The organism is Rahnella sp. P4_A8 (assembly GCF_056402435.1).
Genome location: NZ_JBFUHK010000075.1, coordinates 1 through 15,240, shown reverse-complemented (window position 1 = coordinate 15,240; position 15,240 = coordinate 1). Strand labels below are relative to the sequence as shown.

Below are 15,240 nucleotides of genomic sequence, written 5' to 3'. Positions count from 1 at the left end.
CGCCCCCTTTATCTGGAGAGTAAATAATGAACGAGTCAAGTACAATTAACTTTGATTACAATCTTATCAAGATAATGAATGAAGTGATTGTTTCTGGGAATATTTCAAAAGCAGCAGAAAATCTGAATCTTACACCTTCTGCAGTAAGCTTATCGATAAATAAGCTCAGACGACATCTGGGTGAAGAACTGTTTTACCGCACGGCCACGGGTCTGAAACCCACCGCCACTGCGCTGGATATCCATGATTCTTTTGTAAACGCCATTACGATTATTGAAGATGTTTTACAGTCCTCAAGAACCGAAGGGCCATCGGGTGCCATATTGCGGGTAATGTGTCCGGATGTTCTGGAGGACTATTATTTTAACCGGATGTATAAGAACGAAAGTGGAAAGTCAGTAAAGGTCGAATTTTCTAATTCAACGAATATTAAGAGTGATGAAATGGTAAGGAGTTTGTTACAGGCAAATATCGATGTTGTTATTTCGCATCATGCTCTGAATCATGAGAAAATCACCTCAATAAAAATTGATGCCATGGATGAGTTTGTTATCCTGTGCGGTGCCAGCAGTTTATTGTCCAACCAGAGAGAACTGGCGTTAATGCATTACTACGCATTACCTCACGCTGTCTATAACGACGGTATYTATAATGATTTTACCGGTCTTCTCGGCACGACGTTGACGATTAATGCACCTTACGCGGGTCTGGTTAAAGTCATTTACCGCTCTTCTTCCATCAACGGTATCATCAGCGCGCTCGAACGCAGTGATATGCTCACTGTGTTACCCAGGGTGCTGGCGGATTACTTTATCAGGGAGCGGCATTGCAAGTTAAAGTGCTTTGATCTACCTAAAGAAATTTCAATAAAGGACTCTCCGGTCTACATGAATTACCTTTCAAACAGCAGTAAGCGACGCTATGTTCATCTGGTGATGTCACAGCTGAAAAGCGCGGAATCAATATGAAGGATGTGGCAAGAAATGCGGTTAACGTGATTTAAGAGAGTGTTTGTTTATTTTTTAATGATTTTTTTTTAATAAAAAATCAGCGCCGGATTATCAAAATTAATTATTGAACTGAAGTGATTATGGCTTTGATGATGGCCGGATTATCATTGTCGCAGTTATCTCAATCTTTATTAGTTAATCTATGAGGTTTTTCGTCATGATCAGTCTTCATGCTAACGAAGTTGTGTTTATATAATTTGAGTTATTAGTTTCTATATTAGTTATGTCATCCTGGGGTGGCCTGGTGCGATTTATCATGCGCTGCAAAAGTAAGCCCACTGTGGAGGATGTTTATAAATGTTTTACGCAAATCGTTGTGTCGTGTTTCACAGGTTTCCTGCTAAGCATCGTTTTCATCGAAAGGGATATGGGTTTTAACATGATCCTGATGACCTCCGGTATAGGCGGTGTGTTAGGCGGGCCACTATTAATTCTGGCAGGGGACCGGGTGAAGAAATTGGCGGGAACTTTTACACTGGCCCGACGGTAAACAACTTTATTCACTAAGTATTCAAAGTTTGTTCATAAGTATGTGGACTGATTCCGGGTGATCAGTCCGCATTTTTTATTGTTCTTCGAATAAATTTATAAGTGGTTTTTAATAAATATCATCCGTTTTTTATGATGTTTATGGCTTTGTTTTTATTAGCCTGTATGCGCTTATGCGATTAGCCTTTTGACTGACAGGGCAGGGGGCAGTACAGAAACTCTGACCGGTTAATGTTATGCAGAAATAATTTTCAGCATTTAACTTCGACTATTTATATAAGGTTGTCCTTATGCGCAGAACTAAAGATAAATACCTTTTGAATCTTATTACACTCTCCTGTCTGATGGCCTGTGTTGCTCCGGCAATGGCAGCCGATACGTCGGATCCCTATGTCATCAAAGAAAGTGATCTGATTAAAAAAGAAAACAGCCTGACTCAAAACCCGCTGATGCAGGAGGTTAAGGCGTCTATCCGCACACTGGATAATGCTTCCGTCGATAAAATCGCTCCCGGCCGCAGCGATAACCCGGCTAACGTGAAGCGGGTGGACAGCATTCTGGGCAGTGATAAGTGGGAACACATTTTCCCGCTGCGTGACCCGAGCTATACCTACACCAAATTCCTGCAGGCCATCGGCAAGTTCCCGGCCGTGTGCGGAACGTATACCGACGGACGTGATTCGGATGCCATTTGCCGTAAAGGCCTTGCCACCATGTTTGCACACTTCGCACAGGAAACCGGCGGCCACGAGAGCTGGCGCCCGGAAGCCGAATGGCGTCAGGGGCTGGTCTATCTGCGAGAAATGGGCTGGAAAGAAGGGCAGAAAGGCGGCTATAACGGCGAATGTAATCCGAATGTCTGGCAGGGACAAACCTGGCCTTGCGGCAAAGATGCCGACGGCGATTTTGTCAGCTACTTCGGTCGCGGTGCCAAACAACTTTCTTATAACTATAACTACGGCCCGTTCTCCGATGCGATGTTCGGCACGGTCAGAACCCTGCTGGATAAACCGGAACTGGTGGCGGATACCTGGCTGAACCTTGCCAGTGCGGTATTCTTCTACGTCACGCCGCAGGCACCGAAGCCGAGCATGCTGCATGTGATCGACGGCACCTGGCAGCCGAACGATCGTGACAAAGCCAACGGTCTGGTGCCGGGATTCGGCGTGACTATTCAGATCATCAATGGCGGTGTTGAGTGCGGTGGCTCGCAGGAAATCGCGCAGGGCCTGAACCGTATCTCCTACTACAAAAGCGAAGCGGAATACCTGAAAGTGCCGGTTCCGGCTAATGAAGTGCTGGGCTGTAAAAACATGAAACAGTTTGATGAAGGTGGCGCCGGTGCGCTGCCGCAGTACTGGGAACAGGACTGGGGATGGTCATCAGAAACGCCAACTGGCCTGACGTATTCCTGTCAGCTGGTCGGTTATCAGACGCCGTTCTCCGCGTTCAAAGAGGGCGATTACAAACGCTGCGTCCAGCACTTCTTTAACGTGAAAGTGGTCGATGATGCCGGTAAAGAAGAAGCGGTGACACCTGCTCCTGAACCGACGCCAGCACCAACACCGGAACCGACACCAGCCCCGGCTGACGGCAATTCAGCGCCGGTGGCAAAACTCTCCGGTCCGATTGGTGATGTGGAAAGCCAGGCGAATGTGACGCTCAATGCAGCAGAATCTACCGACGCTGACGGCGATAAACTGACCTACAGCTGGTTGCTGCCGAACGGGTCCACCCTCGCCGGTCACGATCGTGAATCGCTGAGTTTTGTCGCACCCGTGGTCACCGCTAAGCAAAGCTTCAACTTTACCCTCACCGTGTCCGACGGGAAGAAAAGCAGTGTGGCCACCTACGTGCTGACGGTCACACCGAAGGTATTGCCGATCCCTGATGAAGGCACCAGCACCGGCTGCGCTGACAACTGGGATGCCGGTAAAGTGTATAACGGCGGAGAAAGTGTTAACTGGAAAGGTAAGGAGTATCTCGCGAATTACTGGACTCAGAACAATGAGCCAGGTAACCCGTCGTTCACTGGCGAATGGTCACAGTGGAAAGAGATCAAAGCCTGTAAGTAACATGTAAGTCATTAACAAATCAATGGCAAGTCCGGTTTCCGTTCATCGGGGAAAACTAAAATGGGTGCGATTTCCGCGCCCATTTTTTTCATCCCTGCTGGCCGCGTTTGTCCAGCCATCTCCCCGTTTCACCCAGTGCTTCATCAAGATTTTCGCGACCAAAACCGATACGCAGAAAATCTTCCGACACCCTGTTCAGTTCTGATGCGTAGGCGACAGAAGGGATCACCATCACACCGGCTTCTTCCACCAGTTGTGTGGCAAAGGCTTCTGCGCCTTGCTCACCGGTAAAACGTGGGAACGCCAGCACACCGGCTTTCGGCACGCTGAGCCTGAACAGGTGCGGGTATTGCGCCAGAAATTGAGTCAGTGTTACGAGCTGGCGGCGCGAGCGTTCCATCACCCGTTCAAGGATCGGTGCGCGGGCATTGAGTGCCACCGTGGTGAGAAACTCGCCGGGCATGGAATTACAGATCGACAGATACTGCTTCATGCGCTCGAGTTCCCGCATCCACGCTTTATCCTGGCAGGCCACCCAGCCGATGCGCAGCCCCGGTAATCCGTAAGCTTTGGAGGTCACGTTCAGCGAAATGCCACGTTCGTAAATATCCGCCAGTTGCGGCAGCCGGTCTGCCGGATCAAACTCTGTCAGCCGGTACACTTCGTCCGAGAAAATCCAGATCCCGCGATCGCGGCATAACCCGATCAGTTCGTCGAGTTGCTGACGGCTAATCAGCGCGCCGGTCGGATTGTGCGGAAAGTTAATCACCAGCACTTTGGTATTGGCGCGCAGCGCGTCGCGGACTTGATTAGTATCCAGCGCCCAGTCGTTATTTTCATCAAGCGCCACGCCGGTGACGTCACACAGCGATAACGGCACGCTTTCCAGCGACTGATAATTTGGGGTGATCACCACGGCGTGATCGCCGGATTTGAGCAACATCTGAAAACTGGCGTAAATCGCTTCGTCGGCACCGGCAAAACTGATGACGTCCTGCGCGGTGACATTTTTATAGGTCGAGGCGATGGCGTCGAGCAGTTCCGGCGTTCCGCGCAGTGGCGGATAATCCAGCATGGTCTGCATGAACGGCGCGCGGTGTTCTTTCCCTGCCAGTTCAAATAACGTATCCAGGCTCATCGATTCAGGATAGGAAGAGGACAGCGGAAAACGCACAGCGTGTTCGAGGCGCGAGAGATAGCTGATTAAACGGAAATCTTCAGGAAAAGCCATGATATACCTGCGATAAGAAGTCAGAGCATTTGAAAATAAAAAGTTTAGCGGCGGTGGCCTTGTGCAAAACGGCGCTCAAGGCGGCTTTGCAGCAGTTCCAGCACGATTGACATAATCCAGTAGATCGCAGCAGCGGTCGCCAGCATTTCCATATAACGGTAGGTGCTGCGCCCGTAGGATTGCGCCAGAAAATTCAGCTCCCACAGACCCATCAGTGACACCAGAGACGAATCTTTCAGCATCGAAATAAACATCGACCCGGCGGGCGGGATAATGATGCGCAGTGCCTGCGGCGCGGTGACGTGAACGGCCACCGTCCAGCGTGACACGCCGAGCGCCAGCGCGGCTTCCTGCTGACCGCGCGGCACCGAGAGCACGCCGCTGCGGATAGTTTCCGCCAGATACGCGCCGTAGTTCATCGACAGAGCGATAATGCCCGAGCTGAGCGCCCCGAGCACAATTCCCACCTGCGGCAGCGCCAGATAGATAATCAGCACCTGCACCAGCAGCGGCGTGCCGCGAAACAGCGAGGCATAAAACGTCGCGCAACCAAACGCCAGCGCATTTTCAGACATCCGGCCGAGCGCGGTAATCAGGCCAATCAGCAGACAGAAAAACATCGAGCAGGCGGTGATCATAATGGTCAGCGCCGCACCCTGAATAAAGCCGTCCGGCGACAGGCGCAGGCCAAGCAGGAACGGCAATTTCTGCCCAATCAGGCTCCAGTCCAGCCCCATTTTGCTGAATGTGCCGAGCAGCAGGCTGAGCAAAATCAGCCACGTCAGCCCGGTTTTAAATTTAAACGCATGTGCGTGGTGCCAGCGTTCCGGCGTTTCCACTTTCGGCTGGCTGTCCGGGATTTGTGGCATTACGGTACCTCGTGGGTAATATCTTCACCCAGCCAGTGCTGAGAGATTTTCGCCAGCGTGCCATCGTCGCGCAGCGATTTGATGGTATCGGCCACTTTCTTGTCCCATTCGGCGTCACCTTTGTCGGTGGCTACCCAGTTCGGTTCAGCATAAAGCTCGGTGACAATTTTAAACACCGGCGCACGTTTGATGCGGGCATTCGCGGTGGCTAAATCTGACACCACGCCGTCGAGGCGCACACCCGGCCCGAGCGCCAGATTCTGGAACGCCACTTCTTCGTCACTTGGGATCACGTGTACGTTATCGAACGGGAATGTGATGGGCTTGCTGCCCGGGATCACCAGCGTTTTTTGCAGATAGGTTTCGTAGGTTGAACCAATGCCGACGCCAATCTTTTTATTGCTCAGATCGGCCGCCGATTTAATGCGGTCGTCTTTCTTATTGACCACTAAGACCGCCGGAGAGTTGTAATACGGCGTCGGAAAATCCAGTACTTTGGCGCGCTCGGTGTTTGGCGTCATCGAGCAGATACAGGTATCCCAGCGACCCTGCCATTTGCCGCCGACAATCGTTTCCCAGCCCGGTGCGATGATTTCAAGTTTTACGCCCATGCGCTGCGCCACCGCTTTCGCCACATCCACGTCAAAACCGGCCAGTTGGTTATTATCATCAATAAAACCAAACGGCGGGTAATCGTTAACGATCGCATTGCGCAGCACACCGGTTTGGGTCACGCGATCCAGCGTCGCACCGGCAAATGAGGCAGCAGAAAACAGTGTGGCGGCAAGGAGAGTCACAGCTACAAACGGAGTGCGCATAAATGGAGTTCCTTAAACGTAACCAGAATGGGAATTTATTGTGAAAACCTACACTAACTTTTAGACGTATAGAAGTCTAAATTAAACCTTTTCTGACTTACAGTGAACTCTGCGGGAAATCCTCCCAATGACAGCGCATTACTTCAACCCGGGGTTAACTCAGTAATCCCGCCCCGACGTTAATGGACAACCCTAAAATCGCCAGATTAAAGACAAAGGAAATGACCGACTGCAACAGGGCAATCTGGCGCATATCGGTGGTGCCGGTCGCGACGTCGGCGGTTTGTGAGGCGACGGCGATGGTGAAGGAGAAATAGAGAAAATCCCAGTAGCCGGGCTGCTCAGGCTTTTCCGGGAAGATCATCGGCGTGATGTCTTTTGTCTGCCGCAGATAGTGATGATGGGCGTAATGCATGGCGAAAGAGGTCGGCAGCAGCGCCCACGAGGCAATCAGCGTAGTCGCGGTCAGCAAGATATGCAGGGTTTTTGCGCTTCCCGTCAGCGCTTTAAGCGAGCCGAGTTCCATCAGGATCGCCAGAATGCTCACCAGGCAGGTGAGCGTGACCAGCGTCAGCACCAGACTGGCGCTTTCATCCTGCGTCTTAGCGATGTGCGGGATATCCTTCGCTTCGGTGCGAAGCATGCGAAACCACAGGAAAAACAGATACATCCATGCCAGCACATTCCAGCCAATCATCAGCCGCTGCAAAATTCCCAGATGCGGGGGAAGCGCGAAGAAGCAAATCAGACCAGCAACAATAGAAATCAGTAAACGGCCACGAACGTGCAGATAATGGCGCAGAGAGAAACTCATGATGTCAGGCACCTGGTAAAAGAAACGGGGATAGATTAACTGTAGTCGCCGGGGGCAATATCCGGCGTGCAGACTTATGCGCAATTTCTTCCAATACCCCGCCGCAGGGGAGTGTTTAAGTAGTTTCTCTCCATTGCGCTCAAGGGTTTGAAACTATGTTTACGACATCATTTTGGCCAGCCGCCCCGGCATATCAGGTATCCATGATGGATCTGGATGCCCCGGAAAATTTAAGTCCTAAAGCTTTGCAAACGATTCATTATTGCCTGCGTCTGACCGAAGCCATCAACCAGCTGGAAGCGGCCTGTGAAAGCCGTTTGCTGGATGCCCTGCGTGAAGAGATGTCGATTCAGTGTTTCCGTTTAGCGCCGCTGTTTGATGATCCCGATACCCGGCGCGGACTGTTTTTACGGGCGGAAATGCTGGCAGATGACAGTTGCGGAAAAACGGTATTACCGCAAATTGCTGGCCTGAAGGAACAGCAACTGGTGCTGGGCATCGGTAACACGTCCACCTGGGTGGGAAAATCCAAACAGAGTTTTTATTCGTCGTGGTTTGGTGAACCTGCCCCGGTTTTGCAGGAAGTTTCCGACGTGATGGACAGCCTGTTTCCGGAAAGCTTACTGTATCTGCAAAAGGAAATCGCCGCCGATTTACTGGCGATGCCGGGCTGCGCATACAAAATTATCAACCTCTTTGGCATTGCCGGTGAAGCCAATACCTATCCCAAACATTTTGCCTATTTCTTCCCGGAAGACGAGGGGCTGAAGTATTCGCCGGTCAAACGCACGGTGGTGTTTGCCAATACGTATCAGCAATTGTTCGAGCTGTTTTCACGTACCGAAGCCGCCAAAATGGGCTGGGCCGAAGACATGCTGCCAGACAGTGATGTGTGCCAGCGCTATCTGATTGCCTGGTTCCGCGGGCACGACCTCGGGCATTCTCTGGTGCGTAACGAGAACGTCTTTCCGAAACTCAGCAAAATTGATCGCTGGGGATCGATGATAGTGCAGGAAGCGCTGGCCGATCAGTTTGGTTTGCTGATGTGCCTCACGCCGCAGGTGGCCACCGGTTTGCAGCTCGACCGGACCGTGCTGGCGCGGATCTATTTCCTCGAAATGTTGCGCTATCTGCGCCGCGGCCCGTCAAGTTATCCGGATGCTGGTGCGGCCTGGATCCAGTTCAACTATCTGCGCGAACACGGTTGCATTGAGCTGTCGGCGGAGACGCTTGATTTCTATCCGGCGCTGTTTTACCCGCAAATGGCCGATCTGACCCGCCTGATGAGCGAAGCGCTGCTGGGGGGCGATGCGGAGCGTGCGCAGGCGTTCATGCTGCAACATTGTCCGCACACTAATCCGGAAGATGTCGAAATCCTGATGGCACGCCTCGGTACAACCAATGACATGATTGAATACAACCAGTTAATTAAGAGAGTCCCGTTATGATGCCGTTTTCAAATGGATTTTTACTCAGCCTGTCGCTGTGTCTGGACATTGGGATTGCTAATATCGCCATGATGACACTGGCGATGCAGCGGGGGTATTTTCATGGATTCTGGCTGGGCATCGGCACCTGCATCGGCGACTTAATTTACGCGGTGCTGGCGCTGGCCGGGATGACCATTTTGCTGCAATACCAGAGTGTGCGCTGGGTGCTGTGGGTCGGCGGTTCACTGATGCTGATGTGGTTTACCTACAAAATGATCCGCGCCGCGCTCGCGCCTGCGGAGGATCTGAGCGCCGGTGACAGCGCGCAGCCACGTTCTGTTATTCGGAATTTTGGTCGCGGCATCGTACTGGCGATGTCTTCACCCACCGCTATTTTGTGGTTTGCCGCCGTCGGCGGGGCACTGATCTCCCGCATGGGGCAGGGAAGCACGGCGAATGCCTCGTGGTTCCTGGGCGGCTTCTTTATTGCAGGTGTGTTCTGGACGATGGTGATCTGTTCCGTCGGCAGCCTTGGCGGAAAAATGCTGGGCACCAAAATGCTGAAATATTCGTATGTAGCCTCAGCGGCGATCTTCTCTTACTTTGCGCTGTATGTGGTGATCAGCGGTTATCGGGAGTTCATCTTGGTATAAGTACCTGCGACGCGTGAAGTGACTGCGAATAAAGATGGGGAGTGATCCCCATCATCTTACGGAACGTATTGATGAAATGGCTTTGATCATAAAAGCCCAGCCCTATCGCCACATCCAGCGCATTATTATTTTTACGCAGCTGATTTCTGGCCTCGAGCAAACGCAGTTGCATATGGTATTGCAGCGGCGGCATGCCGATGTGCTGGCGGAACAGGCGGACAAAGTGAAACTTGCTCAGTCCGCTGATTTGCGCCAGCGTATCGAGATGGATTTTGCGGGTCAGATGGTCACGCATAAAATCGAGCGCCAGCGTAATCGGCCGCAAAGACTGTTCCTGCTCTCTGGCGGGTTCTTCCAGCAATGCCCCCAGCAGCCACAACAAATTTTGTTCCTGATCGTCGTCGTTCAGCGTGCGTTTGTAATGGCACAGTGCCGAAAACAGCGCGGGATTACTCAGCACGCCTTCGGTTAACACCGGCGCGCAGTGATCGGAACGCAGATTGTGATCGACCGACACCTGACGCAGTAAAGCCTGCGGAATATGCACGCTGAGAAATTCGACCTTGTCGTTACCGAACAGCGACGACTGAACGGTGGCCGGGTTGTAAATCGTGATATCGCCGCCGCGCACAAGTTCGGTTTTGCCGTGCAGCCAGATTTCTTCCGTACCGGTCAGATTGGCACTGATGACATATTCGTCGTGAGTATGACGCGGAAATGAAGAATTGCTCGCTGTCAGGTGCGAGCATTCAATCTCATTAGCCATCGTCCATTCAGAAATAGAAAGAGACACGTTGCACTCCGAAAATCTTTGCTGTGCGGAAAAGAGGCTACATTGGTTTTTCTTATATGAAATTTATAGCACAAATTGTTAACCACAAAAGCGAGGAAAATTCATCTCTCATCGCAACAGGCTAAATTTTCAGATTTTGCCCATTAGTCAATCCGGGCAGCGGGACCCGGCGGAATGTTGTATGAATGTTGATTAATAGCCGCAGTCGTTATTTTCACCCACGCGCTGCCGATATTTGATAACGGCAATAACGGGGAATTCATTTTTGTTTTACAGGATAAAAACAATTAGCAAAACCACCGGCAAACGACTTTGACAATACGTGCTCGTTTTGACTGCCTGTTTTATTTATTGACCGTGTTTATTCTTATCCGGCTTGTAAATTCAATACTTAATAAGGCAAAATATGCGCCCCGCAAAACGGGGATGACTCATTTTTCGTTCATTGAACTACGCATTTTTCATTAAGCAAACCTTCAAATACCAGAGGCCGGGCTAAGTACCGGATAGATATTTACTTTCAGATACCGACAGTCTTGTCGCAAGGAATCATAAATGGTGCAGCACTCTTTATATGCAGCGTTCTCCGTCATGGGAAATCAACATCATGTCGGATAACCTCGTCACAGGGTCCCCTTCCCGCGTGGAATTACGTAAAAGCCTTACGCTGATTCCGGTTGTCATGATAGGTCTGGCCTATATGCAACCCATGACACTGTTCGATACGTTCGGTATTGTCTCCGGCCTGACGGACGGCCATGTGCCGACGGCGTATGCTTTTGCGCTGATCGCCGTGCTGTTCACCGCGCTGAGTTACGGCAAGCTGGTGCGCCGCTATCCTTCCGCCGGTTCTGCGTATACCTACGCGCAAAAAGCCATTCATCCTGTGGTCGGTTTTATGGTCGGCTGGTCGTCGCTGCTTGATTACTTATTCGCGCCAATGATCAATATTCTGCTGGCAAAAATCTATTTTGAAGCGCTGGTGCCGTCGGTGCCGTCGTGGATATTTGTCGTCGTACTGGTCAGCTTTATGACGCTGTCGAATTTGCGCAGTATCAAAACGGTCGCCAACATTAATACGCTGGTTGTTGTCTTGCAGATTGTGCTGATCACGGTGATCACCGGCATGGTGATTTATGGCGTGAATCACGGCACCGGCTATGGCACGCTCGCCAGCACCCAACCGTTCTGGGGTGAAAATGCGCATACCGTRCCGATGATTACCGGCGCGACCATTTTGTGTTTCTCCTTCACCGGTTTTGACGGCATCAGTAATTTGTCGGAAGAAACCAAAGACGCAGAACGGGTGATCCCGCGGGCGATATTCCTGACCGCTTTAATTGGTGGCGTGATCTTTATTGCGGCGACCTATTTCCTGCAACTCTATTTCCCGGATATCTCCAGCTTTAAAGACCCGGACGCCTCACAGCCGGAAATCATGCTGCAGGTGGCAGGCCGGGCGTTCCAGTTTGGCGCGCTGATTTTCTCCAGCATCACCGTGCTGGCTTCCGGTATGGCAGCGCACGCGGGCGTTTCCCGCCTGATGTATGTGATGGGCCGTGATGGCGTGTTCCCGAAACGCTTCTTCGGCTATATCCATCCGACATGGCGCACCCCGTCTTTCAACGTGCTGCTGGTCGGCGCCATTGCCTTGCTGGCGATTAATTTCGATCTGGTCACCGCCACGGCGCTGATTAACTTTGGTGCGCTGGTGGCATTCACGTTTGTGAACCTGTCGGTGATTTCGCAATTCTGGATCCGCGAGCAGCGCAACAAAACCGTTGTGGATCATATTCAGTATTTGCTGTTGCCGCTGTGCGGTGCGCTGACCGTTGGTGCGTTGTGGGTGAATCTGGAAGAAGGCTCGATGGTGCTCGGCCTGATCTGGGGCGCAATCGGCTTTATCTATCTGGCCTGCATGACCAAAAGCTTCCGCAATCCGGTACCGCAATACGAAGACGTAGCGTAACTCATCACTGGTGTGAAAATGGCTCCTGCGGGAGCCATTCTTGTTTCTGCCTACTGAATGCCGAACCCGCGCAGCAGCGCCGTCACTGCTGCTGCCGCAATAATAATCACCATCAGCGGCGCTTTTCTCCAGGCTAAAAACAACGCCACGCTGACGCCGGTGACCCGCGCGTATCCGGCGAAATGCTGACCTTCGAACAGCGCCGACGTAGCGGCCACCGCCAGCAATAAGGTGGTCGCCGCATCCGATAACATTGTCTGAGTTGCAGGGGAGAAATTCAGGCGTGAACCCAGCCGGTAACCGGCCACGCGCATCAGAAATGTTCCGGCGGCGAGCACCGCAATTCCCGCGATCATCAGGCTGTGTGAGGTCATTTTCGGTTCCTCCACGCCAGCAATCCGAGCAGGGAAAACAGCACCGGCATACCGGCCGGAACGAAAGGCACCGCAGCCAGCGAAATCAGCGCACCGGAGGTAGCGGGTATGCGCGTTCTGCGGCTGCGCAGCGCCGGGAAAATCAACCCCAGCAAAATGGCCGGGAACACGGCATCAAGGCCGATGGCTTTGATATCCGGAATGAACTGGCCGATGTACGCCCCGGCCATCACACTGACCGGCCAGAATAAGGCGATACCTGCACCGCATAACCAGTAGGCGGTTTTGCGTTTTTCATGGGTAGATTGCGAGATGCCAAACACCACGCTTTCATCGTTCATGATGTGACAACCCAGCCAGCTCATGGCTTTGCTGCCGACCAGATCCTTCACCGCAATCCCGAACGGTAAATGGCGCGCATTGACCAGCAATCCGGCCGCCGCCGCCGCAAACGGGCTGCCACCCCCGCCGACGATGGCGATAAATAGAAACTCCGACGCCCCTGCCAGCACCAGCAGCGAAAGCATCAGCGGCACCCACAGCGGGAAACCGCCTGCGACCGCCAGCGAGCCATAAGAAATGCCGACCAGACCATCGGCCAGACACACCAGAAAGATGGCTTTAAGCACATCATTCCCCAACGGTGAAAAGAAACGCGCAGACATAATTTCATCCCATAACGAACAAGTATCCATTATAATGAACGAATCTGTATCGTTCTTCAAGTCGAACGATCGTTCGTTATACTGATCATGAGGCGGTTATGTCACAACCTATTAGCGTTATTTCGAAGGGACTGGTTCGTGAACGCCAGCGGGCTGGCCTGTCACTGGCGGAAGTCGCCCGCCGTGCCGGTATCGCCAAATCGACGCTTTCCCAGCTTGAAGCGGGCAACGGGAATCCGAGTCTGGAAACCCTGTGGGCGCTGTGTGTGGCGCTGAACATTCCTTTTGCGCGACTGATGGAGCCGGAAGTGAATAAAATGCAGGTGATCCGCCGGGGTGAAGGTCCGGCGGTAGTGGCGGAACTGGCGGATTATAAAGCGGTATTACTCGCGACCTGTCCGCCCGCTGCGCGCCGGGATATTTATCTGCTGACCACGCAACCGGGCGCTGACCGTATCTCCAGCCCGCATCCGCAGGGCTCGGTCGAGCACATCATCATCACCCAGGGACGCGCCCTCGTCGGCCTGGTTGACTCACCGGTGGAACTGAATGCCGGAGATTACATTTCCTATCCTGCCGACGTCGAACATATCTTTCGCGCGCTGGAACCGGACACCATGGCGGTGCTGGTATCGGAGCAGAGTTAAGGTTTTGTGTTAATGATCAATCTGTGATCCCGGAGGTACTGCGCGGCAGATATATACAATAAAGAGTCTGGTTGCTGAGTTATTAATGCCCTACAATTTGCGCGGGAATTATTAATGGCTAAGGGATGACATGGCTGACATTGGTGATATTGCAACGCGCATTGCCGGGATTATTCTTTCCCCTGATTCTGTATATGGCCTGATAAACGGTGCACTGACCGTTCCGGTTGATTTTGGATACATGGTGTATGGGATATTTGATACCGGTTCACGTTACATACATGAAACGATGCGAATACGTATGGCGGATGCCATCAGAAACGATATTCTGAATCATCACCATATCTCTGAAGCCGTTAAGCTGGTTTTTACCGAGTTTAATAAATATGTTTCAGAAACTGAGCAAGACAAAATTTACAGGGCGGTTTTTACTTCATTCATTGGACGAATGGGAACCAACATAATAATTGCGCTGATAACTGCCTCAGTATTAGAACGAGTCTCTTTCATCTCTGCCAGTTTTCGCTATCAGCCGATATCTGCATTAACCGGCGTTTTGCTAATAGGAGGCATGACAGAGCGTTCAATACGAACATCAGAAGCTCTTGAAACTGAGGATCCTGAAGTCTATAAACTCCTCAGACCGAGGGATTACGACCTTCTATATTTTTTGTTTAAGCCTTCAGTACAACCCTTTGTCGATGCGATACATGTCAGGGTGACACAGGGGGAATCCGCATTCAGAAAGATAATGGACACGGTGAGGAGGAAACTCAATGCCGCATAATAACCCATTTATACAATTTATCCGGTCCCTGCTCTACATCGCTTATAAGATAATTACCTTCACAATAAGTCATAGTCTCGAAGCACTTATTGGCCCACTGATCGTTATTGGCTCAATACTTTGCATTATGTTTATCGAACCCTGGCCGGTGAAGTTTGTCAGCATCGGAGTATGGCTGGTGTTTCTCTATTTTCTGTCTAAGGCGATTGATAAAATCACTGGCAGAGATAAACGTGATAATTAACTTGATAAGGACATGATATGGCGGTTCCTATTCCCATTGGCATTATATCTATCAAGGTCATATGTAGGGATCATGCATTCAGGGAAACAATGAGGCGTAAAATAAATGTCAACCAATAGCCGCTTATTGGAATTTATTAATTTTCTGATTATCAAAGTAAAAAACATGGTGGCTTTTATAGTCTATCATTCGTTTGGCTTTGCATTTGCCCCGTTAGTTATTTTTGGCCCAATACTTTGCATTATGTTTGTCGAACCCTGGCCGATGAAGTTTGTCAGTATCGGAGTATGGCTGGTGTTCCTCTATTTTCTGTCAAAAGTGATTGATAAAATCACTGGCAGAGATAAACGTGATAATTAACTTGATAAGGAC

16 protein-coding genes are annotated in these 15,240 nt (G+C 51.3%); 9 read left to right on the top strand and 7 right to left on the bottom strand.

Annotated features, from left to right (window positions below; genetic code table 11):
• The first annotated feature begins 26 nt into the window (after positions 1 to 26).
• The 3 genes from AC1DUO_RS21575 to AC1DUO_RS21565 all read left to right on the top strand — a co-directional run bounded on the left by AC1DUO_RS21575 (position 27) and on the right by AC1DUO_RS21565 (position 3,574).
• Complete coding sequence (locus tag AC1DUO_RS21575; RefSeq protein ID WP_013576908.1) at positions 27 to 968, top strand: LysR family transcriptional regulator; 942 nt, start codon at positions 27 to 29, stop codon at positions 966 to 968.
• A 265-nt stretch (positions 969 to 1,233) separates the two neighbouring features.
• Positions 1,234 to 1,500 carry a phage holin family protein gene (locus AC1DUO_RS21570; RefSeq protein ID WP_119262077.1) on the top strand — a complete coding sequence of 89 codons (267 nt, stop codon included), beginning with the start codon at positions 1,234 to 1,236 and terminating at the stop codon, positions 1,498 to 1,500.
• A gap of 289 nt (positions 1,501 to 1,789) precedes the next feature.
• Positions 1,790 to 3,574: a chitinase gene (locus AC1DUO_RS21565; RefSeq protein WP_015690387.1), complete on the top strand. Its 1,785-nt coding sequence runs from the start codon at positions 1,790 to 1,792 to the stop codon at positions 3,572 to 3,574.
• Positions 3,575 to 3,662: 88 nt separating this feature from the next.
• Here AC1DUO_RS21565 and AC1DUO_RS21560 read toward each other — a convergent pair whose 3' ends face one another.
• The 4 genes from AC1DUO_RS21560 to AC1DUO_RS21545 form a co-directional block, all read right to left on the bottom strand.
• Complete coding sequence (locus tag AC1DUO_RS21560) at positions 3,663 to 4,805, bottom strand: aminotransferase class I/II-fold pyridoxal phosphate-dependent enzyme (RefSeq protein WP_013576905.1); 1,143 nt, start codon at positions 4,803 to 4,805, stop codon at positions 3,663 to 3,665.
• Between the two features lie 44 nt (positions 4,806 to 4,849).
• Complete coding sequence (locus AC1DUO_RS21555; RefSeq protein WP_015690385.1) at positions 4,850 to 5,674, bottom strand: amino acid ABC transporter permease; 825 nt, start codon at positions 5,672 to 5,674, stop codon at positions 4,850 to 4,852.
• Entirely contained in the window at positions 5,674 to 6,492 is an 819-nt protein-coding gene (locus tag AC1DUO_RS21550; protein ID WP_015690384.1) for a transporter substrate-binding domain-containing protein, read from the bottom strand. The genes AC1DUO_RS21555 and AC1DUO_RS21550 overlap by 1 nt, the downstream gene beginning before the upstream one ends.
• Before the next feature lie 154 nt (positions 6,493 to 6,646).
• Entirely contained in the window at positions 6,647 to 7,306 is a 660-nt protein-coding gene (locus AC1DUO_RS21545) for a DUF1345 domain-containing protein (protein WP_013576902.1), read from the bottom strand.
• Between the two features lie 155 nt (positions 7,307 to 7,461).
• On the opposite strand from AC1DUO_RS21545, the gene AC1DUO_RS21540 reads away from it, so the two are divergent.
• Together AC1DUO_RS21540 and AC1DUO_RS21535 are read left to right on the top strand one after the other, a co-directional pair.
• Positions 7,462 to 8,754, top strand: coding sequence for a hypothetical protein (locus AC1DUO_RS21540; protein WP_119262076.1), 1,293 nt, complete (start codon positions 7,462 to 7,464; stop codon positions 8,752 to 8,754).
• Positions 8,751 to 9,389 carry a LysE family translocator gene (locus tag AC1DUO_RS21535; RefSeq protein ID WP_013576900.1) on the top strand — a complete coding sequence of 213 codons (639 nt, stop codon included), beginning with the start codon at positions 8,751 to 8,753 and terminating at the stop codon, positions 9,387 to 9,389. The genes AC1DUO_RS21540 and AC1DUO_RS21535 overlap by 4 nt, the downstream gene beginning before the upstream one ends.
• Here AC1DUO_RS21535 and AC1DUO_RS21530 read toward each other — a convergent pair.
• A complete protein-coding gene (locus AC1DUO_RS21530; protein ID WP_013576899.1) occupies positions 9,376 to 10,182 on the bottom strand; it encodes a helix-turn-helix transcriptional regulator in 807 nt (268 codons plus the stop codon). The genes AC1DUO_RS21535 and AC1DUO_RS21530 overlap by 14 nt on opposite strands.
• A 607-nt stretch (positions 10,183 to 10,789) precedes the next feature.
• Between AC1DUO_RS21530 and AC1DUO_RS21525 the strand changes: the two genes are divergently transcribed.
• Positions 10,790 to 12,151 (top strand): APC family permease, encoded by a 1,362-nt coding sequence (locus AC1DUO_RS21525; protein WP_013576898.1) that lies wholly within the window; start codon positions 10,790 to 10,792, stop codon positions 12,149 to 12,151.
• 50 nt (positions 12,152 to 12,201) lie between these two features.
• Here the strand turns inward: AC1DUO_RS21525 and AC1DUO_RS21520 are convergent, their stop codons facing one another.
• Positions 12,202 to 12,525, bottom strand: a complete 324-nt coding sequence (locus AC1DUO_RS21520; protein ID WP_013576897.1) for an AzlD domain-containing protein — start codon at positions 12,523 to 12,525, stop codon at positions 12,202 to 12,204.
• Positions 12,522 to 13,190 (bottom strand): AzlC family ABC transporter permease, encoded by a 669-nt coding sequence (locus AC1DUO_RS21515; protein WP_013576896.1) that lies wholly within the window; start codon positions 13,188 to 13,190, stop codon positions 12,522 to 12,524. Before AC1DUO_RS21515 ends, AC1DUO_RS21520 begins: the two co-directional genes overlap by 4 nt.
• A gap of 98 nt (positions 13,191 to 13,288) precedes the next feature.
• Here AC1DUO_RS21515 and AC1DUO_RS21510 point away from each other — a divergent pair, with 98 nt between their 5' ends.
• The 3 genes from AC1DUO_RS21510 (at position 13,289) to AC1DUO_RS21500 (ending at position 15,228) form a co-directional block, all read left to right on the top strand.
• Positions 13,289 to 13,837: a helix-turn-helix domain-containing protein gene (locus tag AC1DUO_RS21510; RefSeq protein WP_013576895.1), complete on the top strand. Its 549-nt coding sequence runs from the start codon at positions 13,289 to 13,291 to the stop codon at positions 13,835 to 13,837.
• A 130-nt stretch (positions 13,838 to 13,967) separates the two neighbouring features.
• Entirely contained in the window at positions 13,968 to 14,624 is a 657-nt protein-coding gene (locus AC1DUO_RS21505) for a hypothetical protein (protein WP_013576894.1), read from the top strand.
• Between the two features lie 349 nt (positions 14,625 to 14,973).
• The gene (locus AC1DUO_RS21500) at positions 14,974 to 15,228 is read left to right on the top strand and encodes a hypothetical protein (protein ID WP_013576892.1); all 255 of its coding nucleotides are present in this window, start codon (positions 14,974 to 14,976) and stop codon (positions 15,226 to 15,228) included.
• Positions 15,229 to 15,240: the final 12 nt, after the last annotated feature.

Coding starts and splice junctions, on each gene's coding strand:
- AC1DUO_RS21505 (WP_013576894.1), top strand. CDS start 13,968: ATGGCTGACATTGGTGATATTGCAACGCGCATTGCCGGGATTATTCTT.
- AC1DUO_RS21555 (WP_015690385.1), bottom strand. CDS start 5,674: ATGCCACAAATCCCGGACAGCCAGCCGAAAGTGGAAACGCCGGAACGC.
- AC1DUO_RS21500 (WP_013576892.1), top strand. CDS start 14,974: ATGTCAACCAATAGCCGCTTATTGGAATTTATTAATTTTCTGATTATC.
- AC1DUO_RS21565 (WP_015690387.1), top strand. CDS start 1,790: ATGCGCAGAACTAAAGATAAATACCTTTTGAATCTTATTACACTCTCC.
- AC1DUO_RS21540 (WP_119262076.1), top strand. CDS start 7,462: ATGTTTACGACATCATTTTGGCCAGCCGCCCCGGCATATCAGGTATCC.
- AC1DUO_RS21570 (WP_119262077.1), top strand. CDS start 1,234: ATGTCATCCTGGGGTGGCCTGGTGCGATTTATCATGCGCTGCAAAAGT.
- AC1DUO_RS21560 (WP_013576905.1), bottom strand. CDS start 4,805: ATGGCTTTTCCTGAAGATTTCCGTTTAATCAGCTATCTCTCGCGCCTC.
- AC1DUO_RS21535 (WP_013576900.1), top strand. CDS start 8,751: ATGATGCCGTTTTCAAATGGATTTTTACTCAGCCTGTCGCTGTGTCTG.
- AC1DUO_RS21520 (WP_013576897.1), bottom strand. CDS start 12,525: ATGACCTCACACAGCCTGATGATCGCGGGAATTGCGGTGCTCGCCGCC.
- AC1DUO_RS21545 (WP_013576902.1), bottom strand. CDS start 7,306: ATGAGTTTCTCTCTGCGCCATTATCTGCACGTTCGTGGCCGTTTACTG.
- AC1DUO_RS21515 (WP_013576896.1), bottom strand. CDS start 13,190: ATGTCTGCGCGTTTCTTTTCACCGTTGGGGAATGATGTGCTTAAAGCC.
- AC1DUO_RS21510 (WP_013576895.1), top strand. CDS start 13,289: ATGTCACAACCTATTAGCGTTATTTCGAAGGGACTGGTTCGTGAACGC.
- AC1DUO_RS21550 (WP_015690384.1), bottom strand. CDS start 6,492: ATGCGCACTCCGTTTGTAGCTGTGACTCTCCTTGCCGCCACACTGTTT.